A 26031-nucleotide genomic window follows, 5' to 3' on the forward strand; every position below is an offset into this window, starting at 1 on the left:
TCGAAATATATGCGCATAGTTTTAATACACCCCGGCTTAACGTTCGAATTGCAATGGCGACCGGTACGGTAGACTTCTTCAACGACACAGGCGGTTACGGTTTCATCGATACCGAGGACTCCGACGAGGACGTCTTCTTCCACATGGAGGACATCGAAGGTCCTGACCTCGAAGAGGGGCAAGAAGTGGAATTCGAGATCGAGCAGGCCGATAAAGGCCCGCGCGCGAAAAACCTCACGCGGCTGTAACCATGGCGACAGGCACTGTCGACTTCTTCAACGATACGGGTGGCTACGGTTTCATCGAAACCGACGATGCCGACGAAGACGTGTTCTTCCACATGGAAGACGTCGGCGGCCCGGACTTAGAAGAAGGGCAAGAAGTTGAATTCGACATCGAACAGGCAGACAAAGGCCCGCGAGCGACGAACCTCACTCGACTGTAGACGAGGCGACTCGCTTTTCGGTGCAGTTCGCAGTTCGAGCGGCGCGGCCGGGTAGCGCGTGCTTGCACCGCTACTCGTTCGGACCGCTCTCAAACCGAATATCTTCGGATAGAGCCGACCAGCGCTCGGAATCCGAAGCGTCTTAGGGACAGCAACGCCGACCGCATGGTATGAGCGAGGCCGAGGCACTCGACGAGGAGCTTTACCGCCGGACCAAACAGCTGCTTGAGCCGGGCGAGATCCAGCTCAACGGGGCCGTCGTCCACACGGAGTACGACGGCAGCGACGAGATCGAGATGATGCAGGCCACCATTGAGGTCGGTGAACTCATCGCCGAGGGTGCAGGTCTTGACCCGACGGACACGTACGTCTACTCCGGGAGCGACGACGCCGAGTTCGCGTCGAACCAGCATCAGGGTCTCACGCTGGACAGCGAGGAGTTCGTCTGGGAGTGCCAGCAGCTCCTGCGCAACGGCTCCTTTGATCTGGTGTTTTACTACGAGGCCACCGCCGACCACGACGGGATTCTTGCGTCCATCGAGGACGCCGGCTACGCGGTCACGGGTGTCGAAGGGGAGTAGCTGCGTCAGTTGCGAGGTGACAGCCGTTCCTGGCAGTTGTGACAGTACGTGTAGTCCGGACCGTTGGCCGCGCCACAGAACTGACACGTCGTCGCCTCGACCGCGGCCTGCTCGAAGTAAGCGTTGAGTTGGCCGGTGTCTGGCCCGGTCTGCTGGCCGCTGAACTGCTCGACCAGGGTGTCGTGGGCGGCGTAATCGAGGAGCCGGAACATGAGCACGAACGACAGCGGTGCGCCTATCAGGACGAACAGGTAGACCAGCAGCCGGACCGCCAGTTCGGCTGTCGAGATTGCCACGCGCGAGGTAGGGGCGCAAGGGGGTAAAACACTCCGCCGAACCGGATACTGGTACCGACTGTCCCGGACTGTTTTTATTCGCAGGACCCCCAGATTTCAGCATGAGCGAAGACCTCGGGACAGTAGACCGGGCAGTGTTGAACGCCTTCCAGGGCGGCTTCCCGGTCGTCGAGCGGCCGTTCGAACCGGCCGCGGCGGCCCTCGCCGACCACGGCGTCGATATCGACGCCGATGAACTGTTACAGCGCGTCCAGGAACTCGACGACGCGGGTGTGCTCACGCGCTTTGGCGCACTCATCAACGCCGAAGCCATCGGTGGCACCGCGACGCTCGTCGCGACCCACGCCCCCGAGGACAGCTACGACGAACACGCCGAGCTAATCAACGCCCACCCGGAGGTCGCGCACAACTACGAGCGCGAGCACCCACATCTGAACATGTGGTTCGTCCTCTCGGTGGCCGACGAGGCCCGCGTCGATGAGGTGCTGGCCGAAATCGAGGCCGAAACCGGCGAGGAGACGTACAACCTCCCGAAACAGCAGGAGTTCCACGTCGGCGCGAAATTCCCCGTCGAGGGGCCACAGACCCAGGCCGTCGACTGCTCGGACCTGGGACCGGACGTGACGCCGACCGAGCAGCGGTCGCTCACCGCCGACGAACTGGACCTCGTCCTGGCGATTCAGGACGGCCTGCCGATTACCGCCACACCGTATGCCGACGTGGCTGACGAGATCGACGCCGATGTCGAGTGGGTGCTGGAGACGATACAGCGGTTCAACAGGGAGGGGAAGGTCCGTCGCGTCGGCGTCATCCCGAACCACTACGCGCTTGGTTACAGCGAGAACGGCATGACCGTCTGGGACGTGCCCGACGAGAAAATCGACGCGGTCGGCCAGGCCATCGCCGAGTTCGATTTTGTGACCCACTGCTACGAGCGGCCCCGCCACGACGGCGTCTGGCCGTACAACTTCTTCGCCATGACCCACGGGCGAAGCGAAGCAGAGAGCCAGGAGCGTATCCAGCAGGTCCGCGACCGGATGGCCGACCACTGGGACGTGGCCGACGAAGACTGGGACACGCTGTTCTCGACGCGCATCCTGAAGAAGACGGGGATCAGGCTGGACGAACGAGCGCGGCAGAACGCAGAGACGGCGTGACCGAACCGATGCAGCGGCTCCCAGCGGGAGGTGGTCGCCGGTGATCCCGCTCATGCACGACTTCGAGGGCGAGACGGTGCTGGTCGTCGGCGGCGGCCCGGTCGGCGCGCGCAAGGCCCGAACGTTCGCCACGGAGGCGAGCGTTGTCGTGCTCAGTCCCGAGTTCGCCGACAGAGCGTTCGCGGACGCGGAGACGGTCCGGGCCGCACCGGCCCCAGAGGATGCCGCCGACTGGGTCGAGCGGACCGACCCGGTGCTGGTCGTCGTTGCGACGGACGACCCAGACCTGAACGACGCCTTTGAGGCGGCCGCGGCGGACCACGGCGCGCTCGTCAACCGCGCCGACGACCACGGCGAGCAGTCCTTTGGCAACGTCGTCGTTCCGGCGACGGTGCGGGACGACCCCGTGACATTGGCGATTGCCACCGGCGGGCGCGCACCGGCGCTGTCGAAATACCTGCGAGAGCGGTTCGAGGACGAGTTCGGCACCGCTGGACTGATGGCGGAGCTGGTGGGCGACCTCCGGGAGGACCTCCGCGACCGAGGGGTCCCACCGGCCCAACGGCGCGACGCCGTCAGGCTCGTTGTCAGATCACGGGAAGTTTGGAAGGCTTTAGATAGTGGCAGGTCCAATGGGGAGCAAGTAGCTAGAGACGTGATCGGAGAGTTACCTGGTGATCAAACGTGAGAGGGGATACTGGTGCAATCGTCGGGGTCTGTATTTCCCACGAGCGCGCGAGTGTCGACCAATTAGAGACCGCTGCGGCGGACAGCGAGCGCCACGCCATCGAATCGCTGCTCGCAAACCCCGAGGTCGAAGAGGCAATCGCCCTCCAGACGTGCAACCGAACTGAAGGGTACGTCGTCGTTTCGGATCACGAGGACGGGCTCGAGGCCCTCGAACTGTTTACCCGCGCGGTGCCCGACGATGTCGTCGTCGAGATGGGTCACGAGGAGAGCCTCCGCCACCTGCTGCGGGTCGCGGCCGGCCTCGAATCGATTGTGCTGGGCGAAGACCAGATTCTCGGCCAGCTCCGGGCCGCCTACGAGACCGCCCGCGGCGTCGGCGGCATCGGGCCGATGCTAGAGGATGGCGTCACGAAAGCCATCCACGTCGGCGAGCGCGCCCGCACGGAGACGGAAATCAACGAAGGCGTCGTCTCGCTGGCTTCCGCCGCGGTTCGCCTGCTCGATCAGGAGTGTTCGCTTTCGGGCGAAACGGCCCTCGTCGTCGGGGCGGGCGAGATGGGGCAACTCGCCGCGAAGGCGCTCAGCGAGGAGGTAGACCGCCTGCTGGTCGCCAACCGAACGGTACCACACGCCGAGCACGTCGCCGAAACGGTCGATGTCGATGCAAGCGCGGTCGCGCTCGACGGTATCGAAGCGGCAGTCGCCGAGTCTCGCGTCGTCGTCTCGGCGACGGGGAGCGGCGATCAGGTGTTCGAGATCGGGACGTTCAGCGACGCCGGCGAGGTGTCTATCGTCGATATCGCACAGCCGCGTGACGTTCCGGCCGGTGCGGACCGCCTTCCGTCGGTGTCGGTGTACGACCTCGACGCACTGGAGTCGGTGACCGCCGAAACGCGGAACAAGCGACAGCGAGCCGCGGAGGCGGTCGAGCGGATCGTCGACGAGGAGTTCGACCGACTGCTCACGCAGTACAAGCGCAAGCGCGCCGACAAGGTCATCTCGACGATGTACGAGAGCGCCGAGCAGGTCAAGGCCGCAGAGATAAACAGCGCGCTCTCGGCGGCCGACTTCGACGAAGAGCAGGCGGAAGTCGTCGAATCGATGGCCGACGCCATCGTCTCGCAGATCCTCGCCGCGCCGACCAAGAGCCTGCGCGACGCCGCGGAGGACGACGACTGGTCGACGATCCACACGGCGCTTCAGCTGTTCGATCCGGATTTCGGCGGCCCAGACCAGGCCGAGATGCCGGCCTTCGCCAAGGACATGGCCGTCGAGGACATCCCCGACGGGATGCGTGAGGAGATCCCAAACGCGATGCTCGACCAGCTCTCCGACGACTGACCACGCCCACCTTTTTGCCCGCGCCGCTCGATGTCTCTGGTATGGCAGACCTGCTCTCTGATACGGAGATTAGTGACCAGCTACCCGACGAGTGGAGCCGTGACGGCGACGAGATCGTCCGTGTCTTCGAGTTCGACGGCTACCTGGACGCGTCGGGCTTTCTGAGCGCCGCGGCCGGCCTCGCGGAGGACGCCTGGCATCACCCGGAGATGACCATCACCTGGGGCGAAGTCGAAGTCCGACTCACAACCCACGATGCCGGCGGTATCACCCAAAACGATATCGACCTCGCCGAGCGGCTCAACGGCATCCACGACTGACGGTGTGCGCGTGGACACGACCGATGGCCTCACGTCGCTTCAGCCGACTGACCCCGACGGCGCGACCGCGCGGTACGTCTTCCGTATCGAGGTCGGGCTGGAGCCGGATGCGGACGGGCTGTGGACCGACCCCGACCGGGTCGAGACGACGCTGTACCGGGCGGCTGACGACCCGGGGACGGCCGGATGGCTGTTTTTCAGGGACACCCTCTGGCGGGGCGAGCTAGCCGATGAACCACACTTTCGCCGGCTCGTCGAAGACGAACTCGGTTGTCCGGTCGTCTCGGCCTCGTTCAGTGAACTTCGGACCGACGAGTCGTATCTGGATGCACTGAAAGCCGAAATCGCCGACGACCTGGCCCCGTTCAACGCCGACTCGGTCCGTGAGGTGCTCGGCAAATACCTCGGCAGTTCGGTTCATGTCGAGTGACGCGGGCCGCCGTAGTCAGTCTCTAACGGCGTCGTAGCTGTCGCAAAACTGACCGTAGGCGCAGAAAGACTTTATTTGAGAACCGCCAATAAATCTACCCCTCATGACCACCGACTACGACTTCTGGCTGTTTGACCTCGACGGGACGCTCGTCGACATCGAGACAGCGTATCCCCGGAAAGTGATGGGCGCCGTCGGTGACCGCCTCGGCGTCGAATTCACGGACCGGGAGCGGGACGCGCTCTGGTACGGATTCGGTGGGACACGGTCACAGACCCTCAGACAGCGCGGCATCGACCAGCAGGAGTTCTGGCGGCTGTTCCACGAGGAGGAAGACCCCATCGCGCGGGCCGAGGCGACGTACCTCTACGACGACGCCGAGCAGTTCCTCGCAACCCTCGATGCCCCGATCGGGCTGGTTACCCACTGCCAGCAGTATCTCACCGACCCGGTGCTCGACCGCCTCGACATCGCCGACTGGTTCGACACGGTCGTCTGCTGTGACGACGACATCGGCTGGAAGCCCGACCCGAAGCCGGTGGAACTGGCGATGCGGGAGATGAACGTCGGGCACAACGGTCACCGCGGCGTGCTCGCGGGCGACAACCCCTCGGATATCGGCGCGGCGTGGAACGCGGGCCTCGACGGCGTTCACGTCGGCCGTCGGTCACCGGCAGAAACGGGCCGATGTGTGCGGGGCGACAGGCGAGTCGCCTCATTACTCGATCTGGCGTCGTCTCAGGGCAGGTAGTCCCAGTTCTCGATGGCGACAGTCGTTCCGGCGTCGTAGCCTGTCTCGTCTGCGGACACGGATACCCAGCCGTCGGCTCGGGTCGCCGTTGCCAGATCAGCACCCGGCAGTGGCGTCGCTGCGCCGTCGCTCATGGTGACCGGCACGAACGAGCGAACGGATTCGGCGCTGTCGATTCCGTCGGTCAGTAGGGCTGATCGGTGCGGGTGGTCCGACAGCGGCGCATCGGCAAACGCCTTCAGGAGCGGTCGGAGGAGTTGTACCGCCCCGACGCGGGCCGCTATCGGCGACTCCGGCAACAGCAGGACGGGGCGCTTCTCGACGATGGCCACCCCGGTCCGCTGGCCCGGGTCGATGTCGACGGAGTCGGTGAACACCTCGCCGAGGTCCGCGACCACCTCGCGCAGCGTATCCCCCGGCTCGGTCCCGGTGATAACGATGGCGTCGCGCGTGAGATCGCGCTGGACGGCCATCCGGAGCGCCGGCGCGTCGTCAGCGATGGGGTCCCGATAGGTCACTTTTCCGCCCCAGCGGTCGACGTACTGCGCCAGCGTGAACCCCGCCGTCTCGATTTGCTGGTCCTCACCGGTATCTCGTCGAGCCAGTTCGTCGCCCGTCGGCACAATCCCGATCTGGGGTCGCTGGCGGACGAGCAGTTCGGAGACACCGGCCGCTTTCAGCAGCCCCACGTCGCCGGGCCGCACCTGCTGGCCCTGTTCGAAAACGGTGTCACCGGCCGAGATGTCTGCCGCCTCGACTGGGCTGTTCGCCGTCGCATCCGTCGCCAGGATCCGTCCGACAGCGACCGAAAGCGGAATCCTGTCTGTGCGGTCGACGGGGACCGCGAAGCTTCCGAGCTGTCTGCGTGCAGTCTCCAGCGTGACCGAATCCATGTCCGACGGCGAAGGGCCAGCCATACTCCCGCTAGTGGATACGGTGGCAAAAACGCCCCGAGTGGTCACGCTCCGTCCCTCACCAGTCTCCGTGGACTGGGAACCCTTTTGTTCGGTCCGGATTGGAGTGGCCATATGGTCCTCGCGCAACTGATCGCTGTCGTGTTCCTGGCTATCGGCGGGTTCCTCCTCGTTCGTGGCGGCCGGGAACTCCGGACAGTGGTTCACATCCTCCGTAACGATCCGGTCCCGGTGCGCTCGCTCGACGGGCACACTGGACCGGTCGAAATCACCGGAACGGCCGTCGCTGACGAAGCGGCCGGCACGGTCACGGCCCCGTTTACCGGCAGCGAGTGTCTGGCCTACACCTACGAGGTCGAGGAGTACCGGTCGTCGGGGAAACACTCAAGCTGGGAGACGCTGGACGAGGGGCAGGCCGGCGTCGACTTCGTCGTCGACGACGGTGGCGCTCGCGTCCGCGTGAATCCCGACGGGGCGGACGTGCGCTTCGAACCGCAGTCGGTGACGGTGTCCCCCGGAACCGAACTCCCGGACAGACTGGCCGACTACGTCGAGCGAACGGAGGCCGTCGAGGCACAGGACGGCTCCGTGAACCTGCTCGTGACCGAGATCAGTTTGGGGAACAAACAGCGCTTTACCGAGCGCCGACTGGACGTTGGCGAGGACGTGTACGTCTACGGCCAGGCGATGCGCGGCCCCGCAACGGAGTGGGGAAGCAATCTGGTTGACGCCGTTGTCGGGGACGGCGACGGGACACCGGTGTTCGTCATCTCCGACACCAGCGAGCGAGGTACTGCCCGGCGGATCGCACGGGGCGCTATCGCCGAAACCGTTGGCGGGCTTCTGGCTATCGTCGTCGGGGGTGCCGTCTTTCTGTCCGGCTTCCTGTAGTAGCCGGGACCGTCGGGTTTACCACAGCGTACCACTTAGACGGGCGTATGTCAGCCCTGCGTGAAGCGCTTCGGGACCTCCCCGACGCCGTGTTCGCGGACGTGCTCGAATCCGAGGACGAATACCTGCTCGTGCTCGACCTGCCGGGTGTGACCGCGGACACAATCGACGTGACCGTCGAAGGGGGCCGCCTTCGTATCGACGGACAACGGAGCAAAGATGTCCCAGGCGAGTTCACGTTCGTCCGCGAGGACCGCTCCGTGTTCCTCGACGCCGAGCTCCCGCTTCCGCCGGACACGACCGGGCAGGGCGGGGAGGGGACCGTAGAAAACGGCGTCCTCGAACTCCGCCTGCCGAAGGCGACAGCCGCACCGAGCACGACAATTCCAATCGACGGGAACTGACCCAGAGGTGGCAAGCCGGTGAATCTTCGCGCGTACTGGCGGTTCCTCGTCGTCGCTCGCCACTTCCTGCCCCTGTTGGTCGCGTATGCACGAGACCGAAAGCGGTTCTTCGTGATCGGCTCATCGCGCCGTGTCACGCCTGAACAGCGCCGGGAGCGGGCACAGCAGTTGCTTGACTCGTTGCTGACCCTCGGGCCGACGTTCATCAAACTCGGGCAGATCCTCTCGACTCGACCGGATGTCCTGCCACCCGAATACATCGAGGAGTTCTCGAAGCTGCAGGACCGCGTGCCACCCGCGGACTGGGACGAGGCACGGATTGTCATCGAGGACGAACTGGGCTCTGTCGACGACCGCTTCGACGAATTCCAGACAGAGGCGATAAGCGGTGCGTCGCTCGGCCAGGTGTATCTGGCAGAGATCGACGGCGAAAAGGTCGCGGTCAAGATCCGCCGCCCCGGTATCGAAGCACTCGTCGAGGCAGACCTGCGTGTCGTCCGCTGGTCGCTCCCGCTGTTGATGTATTTCATCGACGACTCCCGGTCGTTCTCGCTGGAGACACTGGCCGACGAGTTCTCGAAGACCATCCGCGAGGAGATGGACTACCAGCGGGAGGGTCGGATGCTCACCGAGATCCGGGAGAACTTCAGGGACAACGACCGCATCTGTATCCCCAACGTCAAGGAGTCTCATTCCACGCGGCGCGTCCTCACGATGGAGTACGTCCCCGGCACGAAGATCAACGACATCGACAGCCTTGACGCGGGCGGCATCAATCGAACGGAACTGGCCGAGACGCTCCAGCGGGCGTACCTCAAGATGATTATCGACGATGGCGTGTTCCACGCCGACCCCCATCCCGGAAACCTCGCCGTGCAGGACGACGGGACGCTCGTCTTCTATGACTTCGGGATGTCCGGGCGGGTCGACCCGTTCGTACAGGACAAGATCATCGACTTCTACGCCGCCGTCGCCGAGCAAGACATCGACGCCATCCTCGATGCCCTCATCGAGATGGGGACGCTCTCGCCGGAGGCCGACCGGCAGGTGATGGGCGACGTGATGGAGTTGGCCATCGCCGACGCTCGTGGCGAGGACATCGAGCAGTACCGCGTCCAGCAGATCATCCAGCAGGTCGAGGACACCATCTACGAGTTCCCGCTTCGGCTGCCGGCGAACTTAGCGCTCGTGTTGCGCGTCGCCACGGTCGTCGAAGGTGTCTGTGTCACCCTCGACGAGGACTTCGACTTCATCGGCGTCGCCACTGACTACCTCCGTGAGGAGGGGTACATCGCCGAGGGGGTCCGGAACTTCGTCGAGGACAGAGCGACCGAAGTGTCCGACGCCGCTCGGTCAGCCGTCCGAATCCCGCCGAAACTGGAGTCCGTCCTCGACCGGGTCGAGCGGGAGGACTTCCGCGTCCAGGCCGATATCGAGGATTCGGACGGCCTGCTTGCGACGATGACAAAGCGGCTCATCCTCGGGATGATGCTCGCGAGCACGCTGTTCTCGACGGCGTTCCTGTACACGCAGGCGTCGCTGCCGGCCACCGCTGTCGGCATCGTCGGCACCGTCGGCCTGTCCCTGGCGCTGTGGTGGTCGTTCCGCTCGAAACAGGCCGTCCGCGCCAAGCCGCAGTTCACGCGACAGAGTATGCGCGAACGCGACCGGGAGAGCCCGGGCGGGCTCAACACCTCCTTCGGCGAGGACGGGGACGACGCCTACAGCGGCGACTGAACGCCTCACCACCGACCCCGGAATGGCAGTCAGAGCCGCTTTTCGAAGTGGACGAGTTCGTATTCTCCCTGTCGGGACCGTGCCACCTCGTCGTACCCCTCGTCTTGGTAGAACGCGACTGCGGCCGCCTGACTCTGTGCCGTCGTCGCCAGCAGCAGTTCGTACCCCTGTTCGGCCACCTGCTGTTCGAGTTTGTGCAGCAGTACTCGTCCGTAACCATGCCGCTGCTGAGACGGGGCGACTCGCATCCGGTGGAGTTCAGCCGCGCCCGGAACTGTCCGCTCGTCCTCGTGGCCGACTTCGTTTGGGAGGAACCCGCCCATCGCGGCCAGGCCACCGTCGAACGTCTGCGGAAGGGCATCGTCGGCGTCGGGAACCACACCGACGATGAAATCCCCGCCAGTGGCGAGATACCGCTCCTCGACGTTTTTCAGGTCCGCCAGACCGGGAATGTCACTGGGATCGTTTCCGGTTTCGCGTATCGCCCACTCGTGGAGAGTCCAGACGGCGTCGGCGTCCCGGTCGTCGTAGGGCCGAAACTGGATCGGATCTGTCATCGGGTATGCTCTGTCCATCGTCGAAGAAAGTGCTTAATACTACGACACACGCGTATGCTTCGGTTATACATGGCTGAATTTATCCGGAACGTTCAGTATTCAGTGTCTAGTATAGAGGGTATGAGAGAATCAGGTGGCACTCGCTGGGTGCAAACCCCGGCTCGCGGACGCGATACGTCGATACCATTACCGTCTCGGGGGAGTGTGGGTCGATAATGACAGCCCCCGCGACAGAGAACGTGGTGCTGGTCACGGTGGATTCGCTGCGTGCGGACGCACTGGGTGGGGATGACAGTGTTTCGCCGGTCATGGACTCGCTTGCCGATTCGGGCGTCGTCTTCGAGAACGCCGTCGCACAGGGGAACTGGACGCCGTTTTCCTTCCCCAGCATCCACGGGTCACGGCCGGTGTTCGCGGAGAGCGACGACATCGGCCTGGCGTCGACGCCGACGCTGGCCGAACAGGTATCGGACGCGGGTCTCGAAACGGCGGGATTCAACGCTGCCAACGGCTTCCTCACGGACCACTGGGGCTATGACCGCGGATTCGACGAGTTCGAACCGTTCGTCGACAGCGGCGGCTACAGTAAGTACTTGGCCGCCCACCCGACGATCCAGGCGTGGGTCCAGTTGGGGACCTCACCGTTCCGGCGCGCCGCGACAGTCCTCAGCGGCGGCTCCGACGAGCGACCCTTCGCTGATGTCTCGCGGATGGGCGACCTCGAAGACCGCGCCACCGAGTTTCTGGAGACGACTGACGGGCCGTTCTTCCTGTGGGTCCACTACATGGACACGCACACGCCGTACGTGCCGGCCCCGCGCTACATCCGCGAGGTGTCGGACAACCACTTCGGCGTCCTGCGGATGCTTGGCTCTCACCTCCGCACCGGGCTGGGCTGGGAAGTCGACGACCGGACGCTTGAGACGCTCCGGACGCTGTACGAGGCGACGGTCCGGCAGGTCGACGCCAGTATCGGTCGGCTGCTGGACACGCTCGAAACCGAAGGCCACCGCGACGAGACGGCCGTCGTCGTCGCCGGCGACCACGGCGAGGAGTTCCTCGAACACGGCCACCTCGCCCACTATCCCAAGCTCTACCGGGAACTCATCGACGTGCCCTACATCGTCTCGACACCGGGGGGCGAGAGCCAGTCGGTCGAGACGCCAGTCGGCCTCGAAACCATCGCGCCGACGGTGTGTGACCTGCTGTCGCTCACGCCGGCGTCCGAGTGGGACGGGGCGTCCGTCGCCCCGGCGGTCCACGGGGAGACCATCGAGGACCGCGGTCCCGTCGTTTCCGCGGCGGTTCGCGGCGAGAGCGTGACCAGCCAGCCGATTCCGCGGAGCCGCGCGGACGGCGAGCTCCTCCTCAGCGCGCGCGACGAGCGCTACACCTACATCGAGTTCATGGAGTCCGGCAAACGGGAGCTGTACGACCGGAGGAGCGACCCCGAGGAGCAGGTGGACCTCTGTGCGGACTCGACAGATGCCGACCCGCCGGCGACGGTGCTGGACCGGCTGTCGGAGGCCGTCGCCGACCACCTCGCTGCCCTCGACAGCGACGGAACCGGCACCGGCGACACCGAGGCGTCCGAGGAGATAACAGCACGACTAAAAGCGCTCGGTTACCAGTAAGACTGTATGGCGTCCGCTGTCGTCACACCGGCCCGGCGACAGCAACTCATCCGGTTTTTCCTCGTCGGCGCGTTCGCGGCCTCGGTACAGCAAGCGCTGCTGTGGTTGTTCACCGATGTCAACGGTCTGAATTATATCCTTGCGGCCGCAATCGCCATCGAATGTACGATCCTGCTCCAGTACGTTCTCAACAACGCCTGGACGTTTCACCGGTCACAACATTCGACCCTGCGGGAGTACATGCTGGGGCTTGGGAAGACAAATCTCGTCCGCGGGACGGCGATCCCGCTTCAGTTAGGCCTCCTCTACGCCTTTGTCACCTGGGGTGGCGTCGTGCCGCTGGTCGGTAACGGCGCGGCTATCGTCATCACGGGCGTGTACCGGTACGCGCTGGACGCCCGCTGGACCTGGGGTTAGACAGTCGGGACGGGGACCTCGTCGAGCACGCTCTGGATGACCGTTCTCTTGTCGACTTGCTCGACGCGTGCGTCGGGAGTCAACACGAGTCTGTGGGCCAGCACCGGCTGTGCGACCCGCTTGATGTCGTCCGGGGCGACGTAGTCGCGGCCGGCGATAGTCGCCATCGCCCGCGTCGCTTCGAACAGCCGCTGGGTCCCGCGCGGCGAGACGCCGACATCCACGCGGTAGTCGTCTCTGGTCGCCCGCACGAGGTCGGCCATGTACTGCAGCAAGTCGTCGTCGACGGTGACCGTCTCCGGGACGCTCCGGAGGTCCTCGACCGACGCCGCATCGAGTACCGGCTCGACGGTCGGGCTCTGCGTGTCCCGACCGGCGCGCCGCCGGAGCAGTTCGACCTCGCCCTCACCGTCGGGATAGCCAAGCGAGGTCTTGGCGAGGAACCGGTCGACCTGCGCCTCCGGCAGCTCGAAGGTCCCCTCCATGTCGACGGGGTTCTGCGTAGCGATGACGAAAAACGGCGACGGCAAGTCGTAGGTGTCGCCGTCGACGGTGACCTGTCCCTCTTCCATCGCTTCGAGCAGGGCGGACTGGGTCTTTGGTGGCGCGCGGTTGATCTCGTCGGCCAGCACGACGTTGGCAAATATCGGTCCCTCGGAGAACTCGAAGCTCCGGGACTGCTCGTTGAAGATGTGTGTCCCCGTGATATCAGCCGGTAGGAGGTCCGGCGTGAACTGGATGCGGGAGAAGGACAATCCAAGGGCGGTCGCGAACGATTGGGCGGTCAGCGTCTTGCCTGTGCCGGGAACGTCTTCGAGCAGGACGTGGCCTTTTGCGACGACTCCCAGCAATACGGTCTCGAAGAATCCGCGGTCGGCGATGACGGCGCTTCCGATCTCATCGAGTATCTGACTCGACGCGTCACTTGCCTCAGTAGCGTCCATAGCCTGTCATGTTACGGGTCCGGTAAAGGAATGTCGAGACCGAAATCGAAACCCCTAAAGAGCAAACAGCGGAACTATCGGGTGAGCCGAGGTAGCCTAGCCTGGCCAAGGCGGTTGCTTCGAGAGCAACTGTCCTCACGGACTCAGGAGTTCAAATCTCCTCCTCGGCGTTCTCTGCACCGTCACCGACGAGCGACAGCGACCGATTCCAGACGGCTGCGCTCAGGTCAACAGGAAAATCAGGACGCTGACAGTCATCACGACGAGGATGAACGCCGCGGCCAGCGCGCCGCCCATCGAGACCATGGCATTGGCGGTCGAGGCCAGCGTCTCGGTCCGGTCGTTGCCAAACACCGTCACGGTCGCCTGCTCGCTCGCCATTCCGGCCTCGACGGGTTCGAGGTCGGCGACGGCTCGGTCGACGAGGTCCCCGATGAGGGCGATGACTTCCTTCTCGGGGATGGCCTGTCCCACCTGATTCTCGGCCTCGACGGTGTTGACGATGTGCGTGTCGCTGGTCATCACTTCCATCGTGTCGACGCCCTCGACGGCGTCGATGATTTCCTCCCTGAGTCCAGGTTCCATGTTGTTGCCGTCGATGAGGACGTACGCCGTCCGGTGGCCGTCAACCTCGAAGACACAGACCCGAATCCCTAGCGGGCCGACGCCATCTTCGGGCTCCCAGGGGGTCTTGTCCCAGGCGACCCCACAGCGAAGCTGATCGGTCTTCGCGTCGGTAAGCAGACCGCCGAGTTTGCCAGCCCCGTGAAGCATGTCGAACGAGCGCTCGCTCCCCGGGACGACGTGGCCGAGATCATCCCCTTCCAGCCCGTCGTTGCAGTTGTGGGCGTCGACCAGCAACACGTCGTCGAGTCCGTCGACCCGCGCTTCAGACATGGCCGAGAGGCCCACAGCGTACTCAACGTCGTCTGCACAGCCCGGCGCGTACGTGTTCACGACGAGCGCGTCGTCGCCGAAGGCCTGGCCGGTCAGGGTGGCTTCCCCCTCGGTGACGCGATGGCCCGGCGTCGCCTGGTCGTCGTATTCAAGGTTCTGGTAGGCTGTCTCGGCCGTCGACAGGATAGTGTCGACCTCCCGCTCGGTGACGAGGTTGAAGTCGTGGCCGGCGGTCGCATGCGGCGGGAAGGCCAGGCCGTCGGCGGACTCGGCGACGCGTTTGGGGAGGTTGCCGCCGCCGATTTCACCCATCGGACCGGGATGGATCATCGGCAGGACGAACCGGGCTTTCTCCTCGCCGCCCGGCCGGCGGACCGACAGCACGGTGACTGGGACGACGGCTTGCTCGCCGATGTCCTCGAAGAACTCCTCCAGTTCGCGCGTGCCCTCGGCGATGTGGCCGATGAACCCCCGGAGGAAATCGAGCGCGGAGACGCCCAGCGAGGAGCGCCACGGCTGGTCGATAACGACCAGAAACAGCCAGACCGCCAGCGCATAGATGACACAGATGACCGCGAGAATGATGAAGTCCTGTGGGATGAACCCCTGTACCTGCGGCGGGACCTCTTCCGGGCGAGAGAGGTACTCCCGCAGCATCGGGTCTTCGAGGATGAACGCGGTCGCCCCGCTGTATATCGCCAGGAGGACGGCGGCGGCGACCGTCTGGATACTCGCCGGGATCGCCGCTTTCGGCAGCGAATGGCGCGAGACGGCCATCAGTATCAGCAGTCGGAAGGCGAATATCGACGCCAGCGCGACCAGCAGCACGTCGAAGACGAAGTTCTGCCCGAGCCGAACGGTAACGAGGGCGATAACGCCGGCGACGGTCAGCATCGCTATCGTGATGAGCTCACAGATGACCGCGAGCAGGGTGGCCCGGTTCGGGGTTAGCTGGCCGCCCAACCGCCGGTCGACCCACGGCGTCACGGCACTGGCGATTGATGTCGGCAGGCCGATGAGGAACACGCCCTGCCAGGCATCGTCGAGGATGAACCGCGAATCGAAGGCAGCGATGCCCGTCATTGCGGCGATGATCAGCGCGAACGCTAGGCTCGTGTACCAGGTCGGCGCCCGGAATATAAACCGCGAAAGGCTAGCGAGATTGCCCTGTGTCGCCGTCATTTATCTATCACACCCCACGAGCGAATATAAAACCAGTCACATCCGCCCTGTGGCGGTTTACTGGCGGGCGACGGACTGGCGGTCACAGACGGACAGGAAGTTCTCGAACACTGCCTCGCCCTCTTCGGTGTGGGCGACTTCCGGATGCCACTGGACGCCGAATATCGCCTCGTCCGTGTTGCTCATCGCCTCGACGCCACAGACATCGGAGGTCGCGGTTCGCTCGAATCCGGGCGGGACCTCCTTCACTTCGTCGGCGTGACTGGCCCACACGCGCGTCTCGGGGTACAGCGATCCGAGGAGCGGGTCCTCGTCGTCAAGGATCTCGACTGTCACGTCGGCGTAGCCGCCGTACTCGCCGCCGCCGACCCGGCCGCCGAGCTCGGCGGCGATGAGTTGCATCCCCAGACAGATGCCCAGCACCGGAACGTCGAGGTCGAGATACGCGGCGGAGTTGCCGATGTCGTCCATGTCCGGGCCGCCGGAGAGAACGATACCGTCGGCGTCGATCTCGTCCGGCGGCGTCGTGTTGTCCCTGAGCGAGACATCGACGCCCATGTCCCGGAGCGCGCGCTGCTCCAGGTGGGTGAACTGGCCGTGATTGTCGATAACGTCGATTCGGGTCATTATCGGCGAAAGGCTACGAAGGCGTATATATCTCCTGATGCGGCCGGACAGTCCCGCACGCGTCCGGGTTCAGGGCCACTCTCGGAGGGTCTCGCGGATCTCGTCGAGGACTGTCGGCCCGCGAAACTCCAGGGTCACGGTGTTGCCGTCGTCTGTCGTCGTGAGGTGTACCGCCCCGCCGTAACTCTCGACAATCCACGTCGTCAGCCACAGCCCGACGCCCTTGGAGTGCTTGAGCGGCGTTTCAGTTCCACTGCCGAGAACGTCCCGCTCGTGCTGTGGAATCGACGGGCAATTGTCGCCGACGTGGACGAACACCGACCTGTCGTGTTCCTCAACGGTGATATACAGCGTCGGGCTCTCCTCGCAGTGAATGACCGCGTTCTCGATGACGTTCTGTAACACGGTGTCGAGCATCCAGTCGGCGTACACCCGCGACTGCTCCGGCAGGTCGAGTTCGACGGTCGTCTCCGGGTGCGCCTCCGTGATCGTCCGCACGTGGTCCCTGACGTACGGGACGAGATCGATGGGCTGCTGTGCGCGTCGGTCCGCGTCGAAGGCGAACTCTATCTGTCTCGCTTTCTCCGTCGTGGTGATGATATCGTCGATGCTGTCGTTGAGGCGCTCGACGCGTGCCTTCGATTCTGGGCTCATCTCGCCCCGTTCCGCAGCCGACCGCTGTAGTTCGCCGATGTGTCCGAGCGCGACGTTGAGGTCGTTCCGGAGGTCGTGGCGCAACACCCGAAACAGCACTTCGTTGCTCTGGGTGAGCCGGCGTCGAGACCGCCGGAGTTCAAGCAGCCACCCGAACAGGATGCCGCCGAAGCCGCCGACTGCAACCCCGCTTGCGAGTATCGACGGGACCATTGAGGACTGCGGGACCGGAACCAGCAACACGAGGAGTTTGATAACAGTAAACAGTGCGACGCCGAACCCGCACCACTCCGCGGCGGTCCAGATCTGGTCACCCGAGAGCCCGCTTATCGGGATCCAGTAGTTCGCCGCTACCAGGGCTAACGCCGGTGTCAACCCGACGCTGAGGATGACCACATCAATCGGGGACGGCTGGACGATAGACAGACCGTGCGCAAGCAACGCCACGGAAAGCACGACGCCGGTTGCGACGACATATCCCGTCCCCAACGACTGTTTCGTGATCGCCGGAGAGGTCACTATAATAATTGATTACTGTGAGCCTACTTATCGACCGACCATTGATTCTCAAATTTGATAGTAGAGATGGTTACGAATCGTCGTATCGGTCGGCGGCTGACTCGAAGCCGAGTTCAGACTGCTCTCTGGAGCGGCGCTGTTCGCGTTGAGCGATGGCCTCGGGGTCCGGGTTCGCGTCGTCGTCGAGTCTCGCCCACGACTGGTGGATCTTCGCGTGACACCATCGACAGAGAAACACCGTGATCTCGTGTGACAGCTCGTCGCCGCCCTCGCGGTACGAGAGGTGGTGTTCCTCCAGTAGCGGTCGTTCCTCGGAGTGGGCCATCCGCCGCTCTTCGAGTCCGCAGCGAACGCACTCCCGGTCGTGGTTCCGGGAGCGGAAATGCGGACAGTCGGCCCAGTCCCACTCCGGCGACGCGTCTGCGTCCGCGTCTTCCGGCGCGATTGCCGCCGGACAGCGGAAGTCCTCGGCGCTCCGGGCGTTTGCGAACTCGGGGTCGTGACGGCCGTGTTCGCGGGCCCAGCGGCACTTCCCCTCATCGGTGACGAAGTCACACCGCGTCACGTGGTCGTACGGGTCATCGACGCCGACGGACGTGCCCCCGGGAGCCTTCTCCATACATCTCGGTGTGGGCCTGTGACCTCTCAAACCCTCCGTTTCGACAGAACGCTTTTCCCTACCCCTGACTTCCGCGGTGGTATGCACCTCGTCCACGACCCTGACGGCGCGGCTCGCCCCCTCGCGACGGAGGTAGAGTACGCTGAGTCGATACTCGAACAGGGCCGGGGGCTGATGTTCCGGTCGTCGATTCCGGACGACTACGCGCTCGTGTTCCCATTTGATCGCGCCAGCCGACAGTTCATTCACATGCTGTTTGTCCGGTTTCCGCTCGATGTACTCTGGCTCGTTGACGAGGAGGTCCAGAAGATCAAAACCTTACAGCCTTGGCGGTCGGTCGGCTACGCGAACGCGGACACCGTTGTCGAACTCCCCGGCGGCGCGGCTTCAGGTGTTTCAGCGGGTGATACGGTCCGTCTTGAACGCTGAGGGCGACCAGTCGGGGGCCGTCGTGGTCGGTTTCGTCACCTTTTAGACCATGAGGGTTAGAGTACTCACCACTATGTCGGAACACCCGACGGAGGATAGAGGAAGTCGCCACGAGGCGGCTGGCCGCGAAATTCGTGGCGCGTGATGGAGCATCTTCTGTGAGTCAGAACACACTATTTGGGGGGCACCCAGCCATGCGTGCCCTCTCAGATGTCGGTGAAGTACAGTTTCTCGACACGACGCTGCGTGACGGCGAGCAGGCCCCCGGCGTCTCGCTGACGCCGGACGACAAGGCCGACATCGCCCGTTCGCTCGATGCGGCGGGTATCGATGTTATCGAGGCCGGGAGCGCCTGTACCGGTCCCGGCGAGCGCGAAACGATTTCCCGCGTCGCGGGACTGGACCTCGACGGCACGGTCACCAGCTTCTGTCGCGGTATCCGGAACGACATCGACCTCGCACTGGAGTGTGACGTTGACGGGGTCAACCTCGTCGTCCCGGCAAGCGACAAGCACGTCGAGCAGAAGGTCGGCACGTCGAAAGCCGACAACGTCGACACCACAGTCGAACTGGTGGAGTACGCCACCGACCACGGGCTGTGGGTCGAGGTCATCGGCGAGGACGGCTCGCGGGCCGACCTCGACTATCTCGAAGAGTTACTCGGGGCCGCAGTCGAGGCCGGCGCGGACCGCATTTGCTGGGCCGACACCGTCGGCCACGCGACGCCGGACCGCGCGCTCGAATGCGTCTCCCGGCTCTCGGACCTGGGGCCGGTCAGCACCCATACCCACGACGACCTGGGGCTCGCGGTGACGAATGCCCTGGTCTCTATCGCGGCGGGCGCGGACCTCGTCCACGGGACGATAAACGGCATCGGCGAACGCGCCGGCAACGTCGCCCTCGAAGAGGTCGCCATCGCGCTCGATCACGGCTACGGCGTCGAGTCAATGGATCTCACCGAGGTGTACGACCTCGCACAGCTTATCGCCAACCGGACCGGGATCCCGCTGGCCCCCAACAAGGCGGTGGTCGGCGAGAACGCCTTCACCCACGAGTCCGGGATCCACACCGACGGCACGCTCAAGGACGATTCGATGTACGAGCCGTACCCGCCGGAGAAGGTGGGGCGCGAGCGGCGGCTCGCGCTCGGCAAGCACGCGGGTCGGGCCGGCGTGCAGGCCGCGCTCGACGAGCACGATGTCGAGGTCACCGAAGACCAGCTTTCGGCCATCGTCAGCCGCGTCAAGGAGATCGGCGACCGCGGCAAGCGCGTCACGGACGCCGACCTGCTGACAATCGCCGACGAGGTGACCGGCGACGCACGGGACCGCCGGGTTGAACTGCTCGGGCTGACTGCCGTCTCCGGATCGGATACGCCGACGGCGAGTGTTCGGCTCACCGTCGACGGCGAGGAGCGCAAAGAAGCGGCAGTCGGCTCCGGGCCGGTCGATGCCGCAATGAACGCCGCCGAGGCGGCGCTGTCTCACACTGCCGACGCGACGCTCGAAGACTACCACGTCGACGCCATTACGGGCGGAACGGATGCGCTCGTGACCGTCGAAATCGAGATGTCACGCGGCGATGACCACGTCGTTGTCTCCGCCAGCGACTCCGATATCACTCGGGCGTCCGTGCGTGCGATGGTCGACGCGATGGACCGCCTCGTCGCCGACGACGACGATCCGCTCGTCGCCGACGACTGACGACACAGCGGCTACCCGTTTTAATTTATATTCCGTAGAAGTAGATGTCAGCGCTGCCCGTGGACCACGTGGGTCGATCCCCTAACGTTACTTGTAGCCGCGGCTGGCTTCGTGGTACTGGAACACCGTCTCCATCCCCCGCACCAGCGCGTCGAGGTCGACGCTCTCTGTGTCGAACTCGCGGTCGCGGACGGACTGGTAGATCTCGGCCCACCGGTCCCGGAACTTCGCCTCGAACTGTTCGGCTTTGATCTTGTCGATGAGTTCGTCCTTCCCGTCGGGGTTTTCCAGTTCCTCGGGGGTAACGAACCCTTCCTGGAGCGCCAGCACGACGATGCCCGCGGTGTAATCCCCTTCTTTGACCTCCCGCTCCCAGGTCGTGAGCCAGTTACCGATGCGGGCCATCTCCTGGAGATCCCAGATGAGGTCCCGAACCGTGCCGTAGTCGGCGAGGTCGAATTCCGGCGAGTACATCAGGTCTACCGCCGCGTAGGGGAACATTACCATGTTGTGTGCCCCGTAGGTTTCGGCCCCGCTGAGGTTCGCGATCCGTGGGTTCTCGTTGACGACCGCGCTGTAGTCCATTGCGTTCAGCGTCTGTCGCATATCGTAGGTGAACACGTCATAGAACTCGTCGACCCGCGGCGCGTCAGTCAGGCCGCTCTCGAACTCCCGCCAGACACGCTGGATGAAGGAGAAGTATTCCTCACTTACCGCCGCACGGCTCGGGTCCACGCCCGACGGGTTCTGGACGAGCCGCCGGGCCTCTGCGAAGGTATCACGGTCTCCGTCGTTCTCGACGATGTCGTCCAGGATCGTGACGTACATCGTGAGAATCGTCTTCTGTGTCCGGACGTGGTCGGCGTGGTCCGTGTCGACCGACGAGAGCGTGAACTCGGGGAACAGCGAGTAGATCCACTGCCAGAGGAACCGGTCGCGCTCGCCACAGACGAGCTCGTACTCGTCTGCCAGTTCTTCGACACGGTCCGGGAGAGTCGTCGTCCGAACCTCTTCGAGGAGGTCCTGTGCCTCCGCGGGGGACTCAACGCTCATTGTTTCAGTCCTCCGATGCTTGCACCCTGAATCCCGGCACAGCCGGTGGAATAATGTCCGGCTAACTGAATTTTGGCGGTCTCTACTGTTTCCGGTCGGTCGGTCATCCGCTCGGAGATCGTGTCGGTTTCGGTCGGTCGGTGTCCGCGGTCCATACAATCGAGAGGTGAAGTTGCGCTTATAGTGGTACTGACGCGTAGGATGTTAGTAAGATCTTATTAACAGCATGTTTTGACCGGTTTTATTCTGAGTTACGTACCAGTTCTTCAGTTCTCACCGTGGAATAAATATTGGCTTACTGAAATCTCCGAACCATACCCTCGAAAGAAGAGAAAATAAGGGAACAATACTACTGCTGCTATCTGATCTACGCTTGTTAAATAAGGTCACCGCTGGGGGCAGTGAGAGTCAGAACAACCGCGAACCGCTACGCTTCTAATCTAGCAGCCGTCGAACCGTCGCGTGACGGCGTCACCAGCACCGACCGGTTCCCTTCGACTTCGATGCGACAGCCGGCCATGCTGAACACGACGAGCCCGTTGGGACTCGGCGTGTCGCCCCTGTTGGGGTGGAACAGTCGGTCCAGCGCGTCGGGGTCGATGCAATCACTGATTCGGTCGTCGAGGTCGACGGGATTGACACCCAGCGTGTCGGCCACTGCGTGGACGATCGTTTCGCTCAGCGGTTCGTTGGGTGACGGTCTGTAGACCAGTTTTGCTTGGGACATGCTTCGTCGCTGTTTCTCCCTACCCCAGTAGTACAAAAGGTGATTGTGGCTATACAGATACGACCGGCCAAACTGGGCCACTAACAGTATAGCACCGGCTCAGCTATCGCCGAACACGAGTTCGAGGAGTTTCCGCTCGCTGACGCGGAGATGCCGGTTGACCGTCGGCTGTGATACGTCCAGGCTGGACGCGACCTCTTGCCCGGTCGTCTCACGGGGCCAATCGAAAAAGCCGCTCAGATACGCCGTCTGGAGCACTTCGAGCTGTCTGTCGGTGAGTTGCTCTTCAAGTGCCGACCGGACCGTTCCGTCGCGTTGCCCGTCGGACTGCGAGCCGTCACGGCGCGCGATCAGCGTGACGCCCGCGTACCGCTCGCCGAGTTGCTCGACGAACTGTCGGACATCGGTCTCTCCCGAGACGACGACCGTCACCGTGAGTCCGTCCGGAGCGGTTCGTAGCGATTTCAACCGCCCGCCCTGTTCAAGCAGCGTTTCCGCGACAGTCTGGCCGGTCACGACGACTTCGTAGAGCCCATCCAGCTGGTCAGTCGAGATCGCCCGCATCGCGTCGACGCGAGCCATCGATGTCACCTGCTCCTCGACGACGGCCGGGTCACAGTCCGAGATAGCGAGGAAAAGACGGATCGCCCCGTCGCTGCGCTGGACGGCGCCCTCACAGACGACCTGCACGCCGATCTGATCAGCGAGTTGCGTCAGGAACGACTGGGGGGCCGACAGCGACAGTTCGAGTTCGACGGTGCCGTCGCCGGCCCGCCGCTGTCTGGACTCGACCTCCCGTATCGCGTTCGCGATAGTCTCGCCGAGTTCGGCAAACACTGCCTGGAGCATCTCGTCGAACCCGTCTTCCTGCTCGGCGTACACCGTCAGGACGCCGTAGACGAAATCGTCGTATTCCAGCGGGATGCTGAGCGCCGACTGGAACTCGCGGGAGAGTGCCTCTGTCCGCCAGTGATCGCCACGGAGGTTGTCAGCGACAGACGGAACAACAGTCATCGCTTCGGACTGTGCAGTCTGGACCGCCGGTGGCCCGCCCTCGCGTTCCAGCGACAGCGAGACGGCGTCCAGATAGCTGGCGGTGTCGCCGGCCCACGCTCTGGGGACGAGTTCCGTCGCGTCCTGCCGGCCGAGCCAGGCGAAGGAGAACCACTGGGAGTCGGCCAACTGGTCACACACCGCCTGCTCGATCTCCTCGGTGGTGTCCGCGTCGACGAGCACCTGATCGATCCGCCGGATGATCGCGTTGACCTGCTTGAGCCGCCGCAGTTCGCGGTTCTGCTCGCGGCGCTCGGCCTCCCGTTCGCGGAGCGTCGTCTCGCGGTCGACGCGCGCGAGCGCGGCTTCCGCGCTGGCGGCAAGCAGGTCCACCATCTCGCGGGTCCTGGCGTCAGCGTGTTGTTCGCCCAGTTCGATGTAGAATACGCCGTGGTCTTCCAGTGGGAGACAGAGCCGCTTCGCGTCCGCCGTAATCGGCCCTTTTCCGAGGTCGATGCTCTCGCCGGGGCCGACTTCGACGGCGCTGTCCCGCACGAACACGTCCCACACTGTGCTTTCGCCCGGTCCAATCGAGTCGCTCCGATCCGCTTCGGTGTCGCCGACGCTGCGGAGGGTGTTGTCGCTTCGGTCGAACAAGTAAATCTCCACGTCGGGTAACGCCAGCACGTCGACAGCCGTCTCGAGTATTTGCTCGGCCACGGCCGTCTTGGTTTCCGTGTGGAGTAGCTTTCTGGTTGACTCGTGTAGCGCCGCGAGCGTTTCCTCGAAGCGCTTCCGGTCTGAAATGTCCCGAACGACACCGACCTGTCGGTAACTTCCGTCTTTGCGGTCGTACGTCGTGAACTTGGTCTCGATCGGGAGCGTGTCCCCGTCAGCGGTTCTGAGGTCCGTCGTCAGCGTCCCCACGTCGCGCTCGCCCTCGATGAACTGCCGCGACATCTCCGCGGCCTCCTCGATGACGGATTCGTCCGCCAGCAGCGTCGCGTTCGACCCGACCAGCGTGTCCTTGCCGTAGCCGGTCATCGACTCGACGGCGCTGTTGACCGTCTGCATCGTGAACGACTCATCGAGCGTGTAAATGCCGTCCTCGATGGTTTCGACGATGCGCTCGTACTGTTCGAGCATCTCCGTCCGCTCGTGACGCTCGGTGATATCGTGGACGATACCCAGGTACAACTCCTCGTCGTCCCACTGCTGGGGTTCGAAGGCGATCTCGACCCACCGCTCTGTGTCCCCGACGGAACACGACGATGTCAGCGGCGAGCCCGGCGACTGATTACAGTGGGTTCCGAGGTCGACATCAGTTAAGTCCGGGAAGAAATCAGCTATCTGACGCCCGAAAACATCCGACGGGTCCGAGTCGAGGAGGTCACAGAGGTGGTCGTTCCCGATCTGGATCTCCCCGTCCGCAGCAGTGACGACCACTGGCTCTGGCATTCGCGCGGCGAGTGTCTCCAACAGCACAGGCGGGGACTGCTGTGCCGGTGTGTCACGTGCCGCTTGTTCGTTCTCGTCCGTTCCACCGACCGGCTTCTCCATACCGTTTTACGGCACTTGCCATGGGAAAGGTTGCTTTCAGTATACGTACCAGAACGACATGACTGCGTGCCCTTTAGCGACGGGTACGGCCCAACCCACGCGTGACTCAGCCGGCGATCCGGACCACGTCTTCGAGCCCGCTCACGTCGTAGTCCGGGGTCACGTCGAGTCGGGTGTCGACCCGGTGTGGCCGCCGGATGAACGCCGAGTCGATTCCGGCCCGGTGTGCCGCCTCGATGTCGGACTCGTTGTCGCCGACGAACAGGGCGTCACTGACGCCGAGGTCCGCCATCGCCCGCTCGATGTAGTACGGCCGTGGCTTCTTCCGTCGGAGGCTCTCGACCGTCGGTTCCCGAGCCCAGACGCTGTCGAAGTAGTGGCCGATGTCGAAATGCTCGAACGCGAAGGCGACGGTGTCCCGCTGGTTCGATGAGACCACGCCCAGCGGACAGTTCAGTCGGTCGAGTACGGAGATGTCGGCGTAGGGCTGTTTCTCGCCGGCCCGGATAAGCGCCCGCTGTACCGCGGTCAGTGCCTCGTCGCGGGCTCTGAAGAACCGATCGGGGTCGATACCGTACTGGGTACAGATCTCGGTGAGTTCGGGCACTGTCACGCCGATACTCATCGCCTCGACGTGAGCCGTCGACGGCGACACCACGCCGAGTTCCTCGAAGGCCCGGCGCGCACCGACGTAGTGTGCGTCCATGTCTGTCAGCGTCAGCAACACGCCGTCGTTGTCGAAGATGACCGATTCGTACCCCATCAACACCAGCAAGGGCGGACAGACGCAGAAAGGTTTCGCGTTCTCACAGCCCCAGGTCCTCACCGCTGCCTCCTTCCTGGTCGAACTGCTCCGGTGGTCGTCCGGCCTCGTCGATGACCTCGTCGGTGACGATGACCGGACAGTCCACCCGGAGGGCGATTGCAATAGCATCCGAGGGGCGGGCGTCGAACACCATGTCCTTGCGCCGGTCCTCGGTGTACTGCTCCGCGTCGATCTTTCCGTAAAAGGTCCCGTCGGCAAGGTCGTCGATGCGGACTCGGTCGATGGCGCCCCCGAACTCCGTCACCATCTCGACCAGCAGGTCGTGTGTGAGCGGGCGCTCGAACGGTTCGCCGGCGATTGCCAACTGCATCGACTGGGCCTGGTCCTTGCTGACGAAGATCGGGACGATCTCCTCGCGCGCACGGAGCAGAACGACTGGTGTGCCGCCACCCTCCTCGCTGACGCCCACGCCGACCCCTTCGACCGTGGCATCGTGTTCCATGGGACAGTGTTGGGTTCGCGGGTATGAAAAGCTACCCCGCCGGTGGTTTCAGGGGTCTGTTCCGTGCGCTGTCGTGTGCCCGATCCCGACGATGTTCTTGTCGACCGGACTGGCCGTGCGACGCGCCCGCCAGCCGTCCCACCCACCAGCCCAGTCTGGGCGCGACGGCGTGACGAGTGTACGCTGAAGCGGAATTAAACCGAATTAAAACGGACGATATGAGCGCTAATTCGAATGAATTCGGCTTAATTCGCGTTTTCGGCTTGCCCCCTTCATATGCCACTGGACCAG

General features: G+C 64.1%; 29 protein-coding genes and 1 tRNA gene. 17 read left to right on the plus strand and 13 right to left on the minus strand.

Features of this window, described 5'->3' with window-relative positions; genetic code table 11:
- Positions 1-53 precede the first annotated feature (53 nt).
- The 3 genes from NDI54_RS05465 to NDI54_RS05475 all read left to right on the plus strand — a co-directional run bounded on the left by NDI54_RS05465 (position 54) and on the right by NDI54_RS05475 (position 1026).
- Positions 54-248, plus strand: a complete 195-nt coding sequence (locus NDI54_RS05465) for a cold-shock protein (RefSeq protein ID WP_008312646.1) — start codon at positions 54-56, stop codon at positions 246-248.
- A 2-nt stretch (positions 249-250) separates the two neighbouring features.
- A complete protein-coding gene (locus NDI54_RS05470) occupies positions 251-445 on the plus strand; it encodes a cold-shock protein (protein WP_053967073.1) in 195 nt (64 codons plus the stop codon).
- 170 nt (positions 446-615) lie between these two features.
- Positions 616-1026, plus strand: a complete 411-nt coding sequence (locus NDI54_RS05475; protein ID WP_310895464.1) for a DUF5778 family protein — start codon at positions 616-618, stop codon at positions 1024-1026.
- A 5-nt stretch (positions 1027-1031) separates the two neighbouring features.
- Here NDI54_RS05475 and NDI54_RS05480 read toward each other — a convergent pair whose 3' ends face one another.
- Entirely contained in the window at positions 1032-1322 is a 291-nt protein-coding gene (locus tag NDI54_RS05480; RefSeq protein WP_310895465.1) for a DUF7577 domain-containing protein, read from the minus strand.
- A gap of 101 nt (positions 1323-1423) precedes the next feature.
- On the opposite strand from NDI54_RS05480, the gene ahbB reads away from it, so the two are divergent.
- The 6 genes from ahbB to NDI54_RS05510 all read left to right on the plus strand — a co-directional run bounded on the left by ahbB (position 1424) and on the right by NDI54_RS05510 (position 6011).
- Positions 1424-2479, plus strand: a complete 1056-nt coding sequence (gene ahbB / locus NDI54_RS05485) for a siroheme decarboxylase subunit beta (protein WP_310895466.1) — start codon at positions 1424-1426, stop codon at positions 2477-2479.
- A 40-nt stretch (positions 2480-2519) separates the two neighbouring features.
- On the plus strand, positions 2520-3167 hold the full coding sequence (locus NDI54_RS05490; RefSeq protein WP_310895467.1) for a precorrin-2 dehydrogenase/sirohydrochlorin ferrochelatase family protein: 648 nt from the start codon (positions 2520-2522) through the stop codon (positions 3165-3167).
- Positions 3164-4510, plus strand: a complete 1347-nt coding sequence (gene hemA / locus NDI54_RS05495) for a glutamyl-tRNA reductase (protein WP_310895468.1) — start codon at positions 3164-3166, stop codon at positions 4508-4510. The genes NDI54_RS05490 and hemA overlap by 4 nt, the downstream gene beginning before the upstream one ends.
- 41 nt (positions 4511-4551) lie before the next feature.
- Positions 4552-4830, plus strand: a complete 279-nt coding sequence (locus NDI54_RS05500; RefSeq protein ID WP_310895469.1) for a 4a-hydroxytetrahydrobiopterin dehydratase — start codon at positions 4552-4554, stop codon at positions 4828-4830.
- A gap of 10 nt (positions 4831-4840) precedes the next feature.
- On the plus strand, positions 4841-5260 hold the full coding sequence (lwrS, locus tag NDI54_RS05505) for an LWR-salt protein (protein ID WP_310895470.1): 420 nt from the start codon (positions 4841-4843) through the stop codon (positions 5258-5260).
- A 103-nt stretch (positions 5261-5363) separates the two neighbouring features.
- A complete protein-coding gene (locus tag NDI54_RS05510) occupies positions 5364-6011 on the plus strand; it encodes an HAD family hydrolase (RefSeq protein ID WP_310895471.1) in 648 nt (215 codons plus the stop codon).
- Here NDI54_RS05510 and NDI54_RS05515 read toward each other — a convergent pair.
- On the minus strand, positions 5999-6928 hold the full coding sequence (locus NDI54_RS05515) for a molybdopterin-binding protein (RefSeq protein WP_310895472.1): 930 nt from the start codon (positions 6926-6928) through the stop codon (positions 5999-6001). The genes NDI54_RS05510 and NDI54_RS05515 overlap by 13 nt on opposite strands.
- 111 nt (positions 6929-7039) lie before the next feature.
- Between NDI54_RS05515 and NDI54_RS05520 the strand changes: the two genes are divergently transcribed.
- From NDI54_RS05520 to NDI54_RS05530, 3 genes are read left to right on the plus strand one after another with little or no spacing between them, the layout of a single operon-like run.
- Entirely contained in the window at positions 7040-7816 is a 777-nt protein-coding gene (locus tag NDI54_RS05520) for a GIDE domain-containing protein (RefSeq protein ID WP_310895473.1), read from the plus strand.
- Between the two features lie 47 nt (positions 7817-7863).
- Complete coding sequence (locus tag NDI54_RS05525; RefSeq protein ID WP_310895474.1) at positions 7864-8220, plus strand: Hsp20/alpha crystallin family protein; 357 nt, start codon at positions 7864-7866, stop codon at positions 8218-8220.
- Between the two features lie 18 nt (positions 8221-8238).
- On the plus strand, positions 8239-9957 hold the full coding sequence (locus NDI54_RS05530) for an ABC1 kinase family protein (protein ID WP_310895475.1): 1719 nt from the start codon (positions 8239-8241) through the stop codon (positions 9955-9957).
- A 29-nt stretch (positions 9958-9986) separates the two neighbouring features.
- Here the strand turns inward: NDI54_RS05530 and NDI54_RS05535 are convergent, their stop codons facing one another.
- A complete protein-coding gene (locus NDI54_RS05535; RefSeq protein WP_310895476.1) occupies positions 9987-10514 on the minus strand; it encodes a GNAT family N-acetyltransferase in 528 nt (175 codons plus the stop codon).
- 215 nt (positions 10515-10729) lie between these two features.
- On the opposite strand from NDI54_RS05535, the gene NDI54_RS05540 reads away from it, so the two are divergent.
- Both NDI54_RS05540 and NDI54_RS05545 read left to right on the plus strand, forming a co-directional pair.
- On the plus strand, positions 10730-12148 hold the full coding sequence (locus tag NDI54_RS05540; protein ID WP_310895477.1) for a sulfatase-like hydrolase/transferase: 1419 nt from the start codon (positions 10730-10732) through the stop codon (positions 12146-12148).
- Positions 12149-12154: 6 nt separating this feature from the next.
- A complete protein-coding gene (locus tag NDI54_RS05545; RefSeq protein ID WP_310895478.1) occupies positions 12155-12565 on the plus strand; it encodes a GtrA family protein in 411 nt (136 codons plus the stop codon).
- On the opposite strand, the gene NDI54_RS05550 is transcribed toward NDI54_RS05545, so the two are convergent.
- On the minus strand, positions 12562-13509 hold the full coding sequence (locus tag NDI54_RS05550; RefSeq protein WP_310895479.1) for an AAA family ATPase: 948 nt from the start codon (positions 13507-13509) through the stop codon (positions 12562-12564). The genes NDI54_RS05545 and NDI54_RS05550 overlap by 4 nt on opposite strands.
- Before the next feature lie 85 nt (positions 13510-13594).
- Between NDI54_RS05550 and NDI54_RS05555 the strand changes: the two genes are divergently transcribed.
- Positions 13595-13679 (plus strand) — tRNA-Ser (locus tag NDI54_RS05555).
- A gap of 52 nt (positions 13680-13731) precedes the next feature.
- Here NDI54_RS05555 and NDI54_RS05560 read toward each other — a convergent pair.
- The 4 genes from NDI54_RS05560 to NDI54_RS05575 all read right to left on the minus strand — a co-directional run bounded on the left by NDI54_RS05560 (position 13732) and on the right by NDI54_RS05575 (position 18007).
- Positions 13732-15588: a DUF2070 family protein gene (locus NDI54_RS05560; protein WP_310895480.1), complete on the minus strand. Its 1857-nt coding sequence runs from the start codon at positions 15586-15588 to the stop codon at positions 13732-13734.
- Between the two features lie 57 nt (positions 15589-15645).
- Positions 15646-16215, minus strand: a complete 570-nt coding sequence (locus NDI54_RS05565; RefSeq protein ID WP_310895481.1) for a GMP synthase subunit A — start codon at positions 16213-16215, stop codon at positions 15646-15648.
- 69 nt (positions 16216-16284) lie between these two features.
- Positions 16285-17388, minus strand: coding sequence for an ATP-binding protein (locus NDI54_RS05570; RefSeq protein WP_310895482.1), 1104 nt, complete (start codon positions 17386-17388; stop codon positions 16285-16287).
- 70 nt (positions 17389-17458) lie between these two features.
- A complete protein-coding gene (locus NDI54_RS05575) occupies positions 17459-18007 on the minus strand; it encodes a DUF7097 family protein (RefSeq protein WP_310895483.1) in 549 nt (182 codons plus the stop codon).
- Positions 18008-18088: 81 nt separating this feature from the next.
- On the opposite strand from NDI54_RS05575, the gene NDI54_RS05580 reads away from it, so the two are divergent.
- Positions 18089-18436 (plus strand): DUF192 domain-containing protein, encoded by a 348-nt coding sequence (locus tag NDI54_RS05580; RefSeq protein ID WP_310895484.1) that lies wholly within the window; start codon positions 18089-18091, stop codon positions 18434-18436.
- Positions 18437-18630: 194 nt separating this feature from the next.
- Positions 18631-20139, plus strand: coding sequence for a (R)-citramalate synthase (locus NDI54_RS05585; RefSeq protein ID WP_310895485.1), 1509 nt, complete (start codon positions 18631-18633; stop codon positions 20137-20139).
- Positions 20140-20226: 87 nt separating this feature from the next.
- Here NDI54_RS05585 and NDI54_RS05590 read toward each other — a convergent pair whose 3' ends face one another.
- From NDI54_RS05590 to NDI54_RS05610, 5 genes are all read right to left on the minus strand, one after another.
- A complete protein-coding gene (locus NDI54_RS05590) occupies positions 20227-21192 on the minus strand; it encodes a terpene synthase family protein (protein WP_310895486.1) in 966 nt (321 codons plus the stop codon).
- Between the two features lie 427 nt (positions 21193-21619).
- Positions 21620-21919, minus strand: coding sequence for a HalOD1 output domain-containing protein (locus NDI54_RS05595; protein ID WP_310895487.1), 300 nt, complete (start codon positions 21917-21919; stop codon positions 21620-21622).
- 99 nt (positions 21920-22018) lie between these two features.
- Entirely contained in the window at positions 22019-24472 is a 2454-nt protein-coding gene (locus NDI54_RS05600; protein WP_310895488.1) for a bacterio-opsin activator domain-containing protein, read from the minus strand.
- 106 nt (positions 24473-24578) lie between these two features.
- Positions 24579-25235 (minus strand): HAD family hydrolase, encoded by a 657-nt coding sequence (locus tag NDI54_RS05605; RefSeq protein ID WP_310895489.1) that lies wholly within the window; start codon positions 25233-25235, stop codon positions 24579-24581.
- A 43-nt stretch (positions 25236-25278) separates the two neighbouring features.
- Positions 25279-25740 carry a bifunctional nuclease family protein gene (locus NDI54_RS05610; RefSeq protein WP_310895490.1) on the minus strand — a complete coding sequence of 154 codons (462 nt, stop codon included), beginning with the start codon at positions 25738-25740 and terminating at the stop codon, positions 25279-25281.
- Positions 25741-26031 lie beyond the last annotated feature (291 nt).

Origin of the sequence: Haloarcula terrestris (assembly GCF_031624315.1) — an archaeon.
GTDB classification, from domain to species: domain Archaea; phylum Halobacteriota; class Halobacteria; order Halobacteriales; family Haloarculaceae; genus Haloarcula; species Haloarcula terrestris.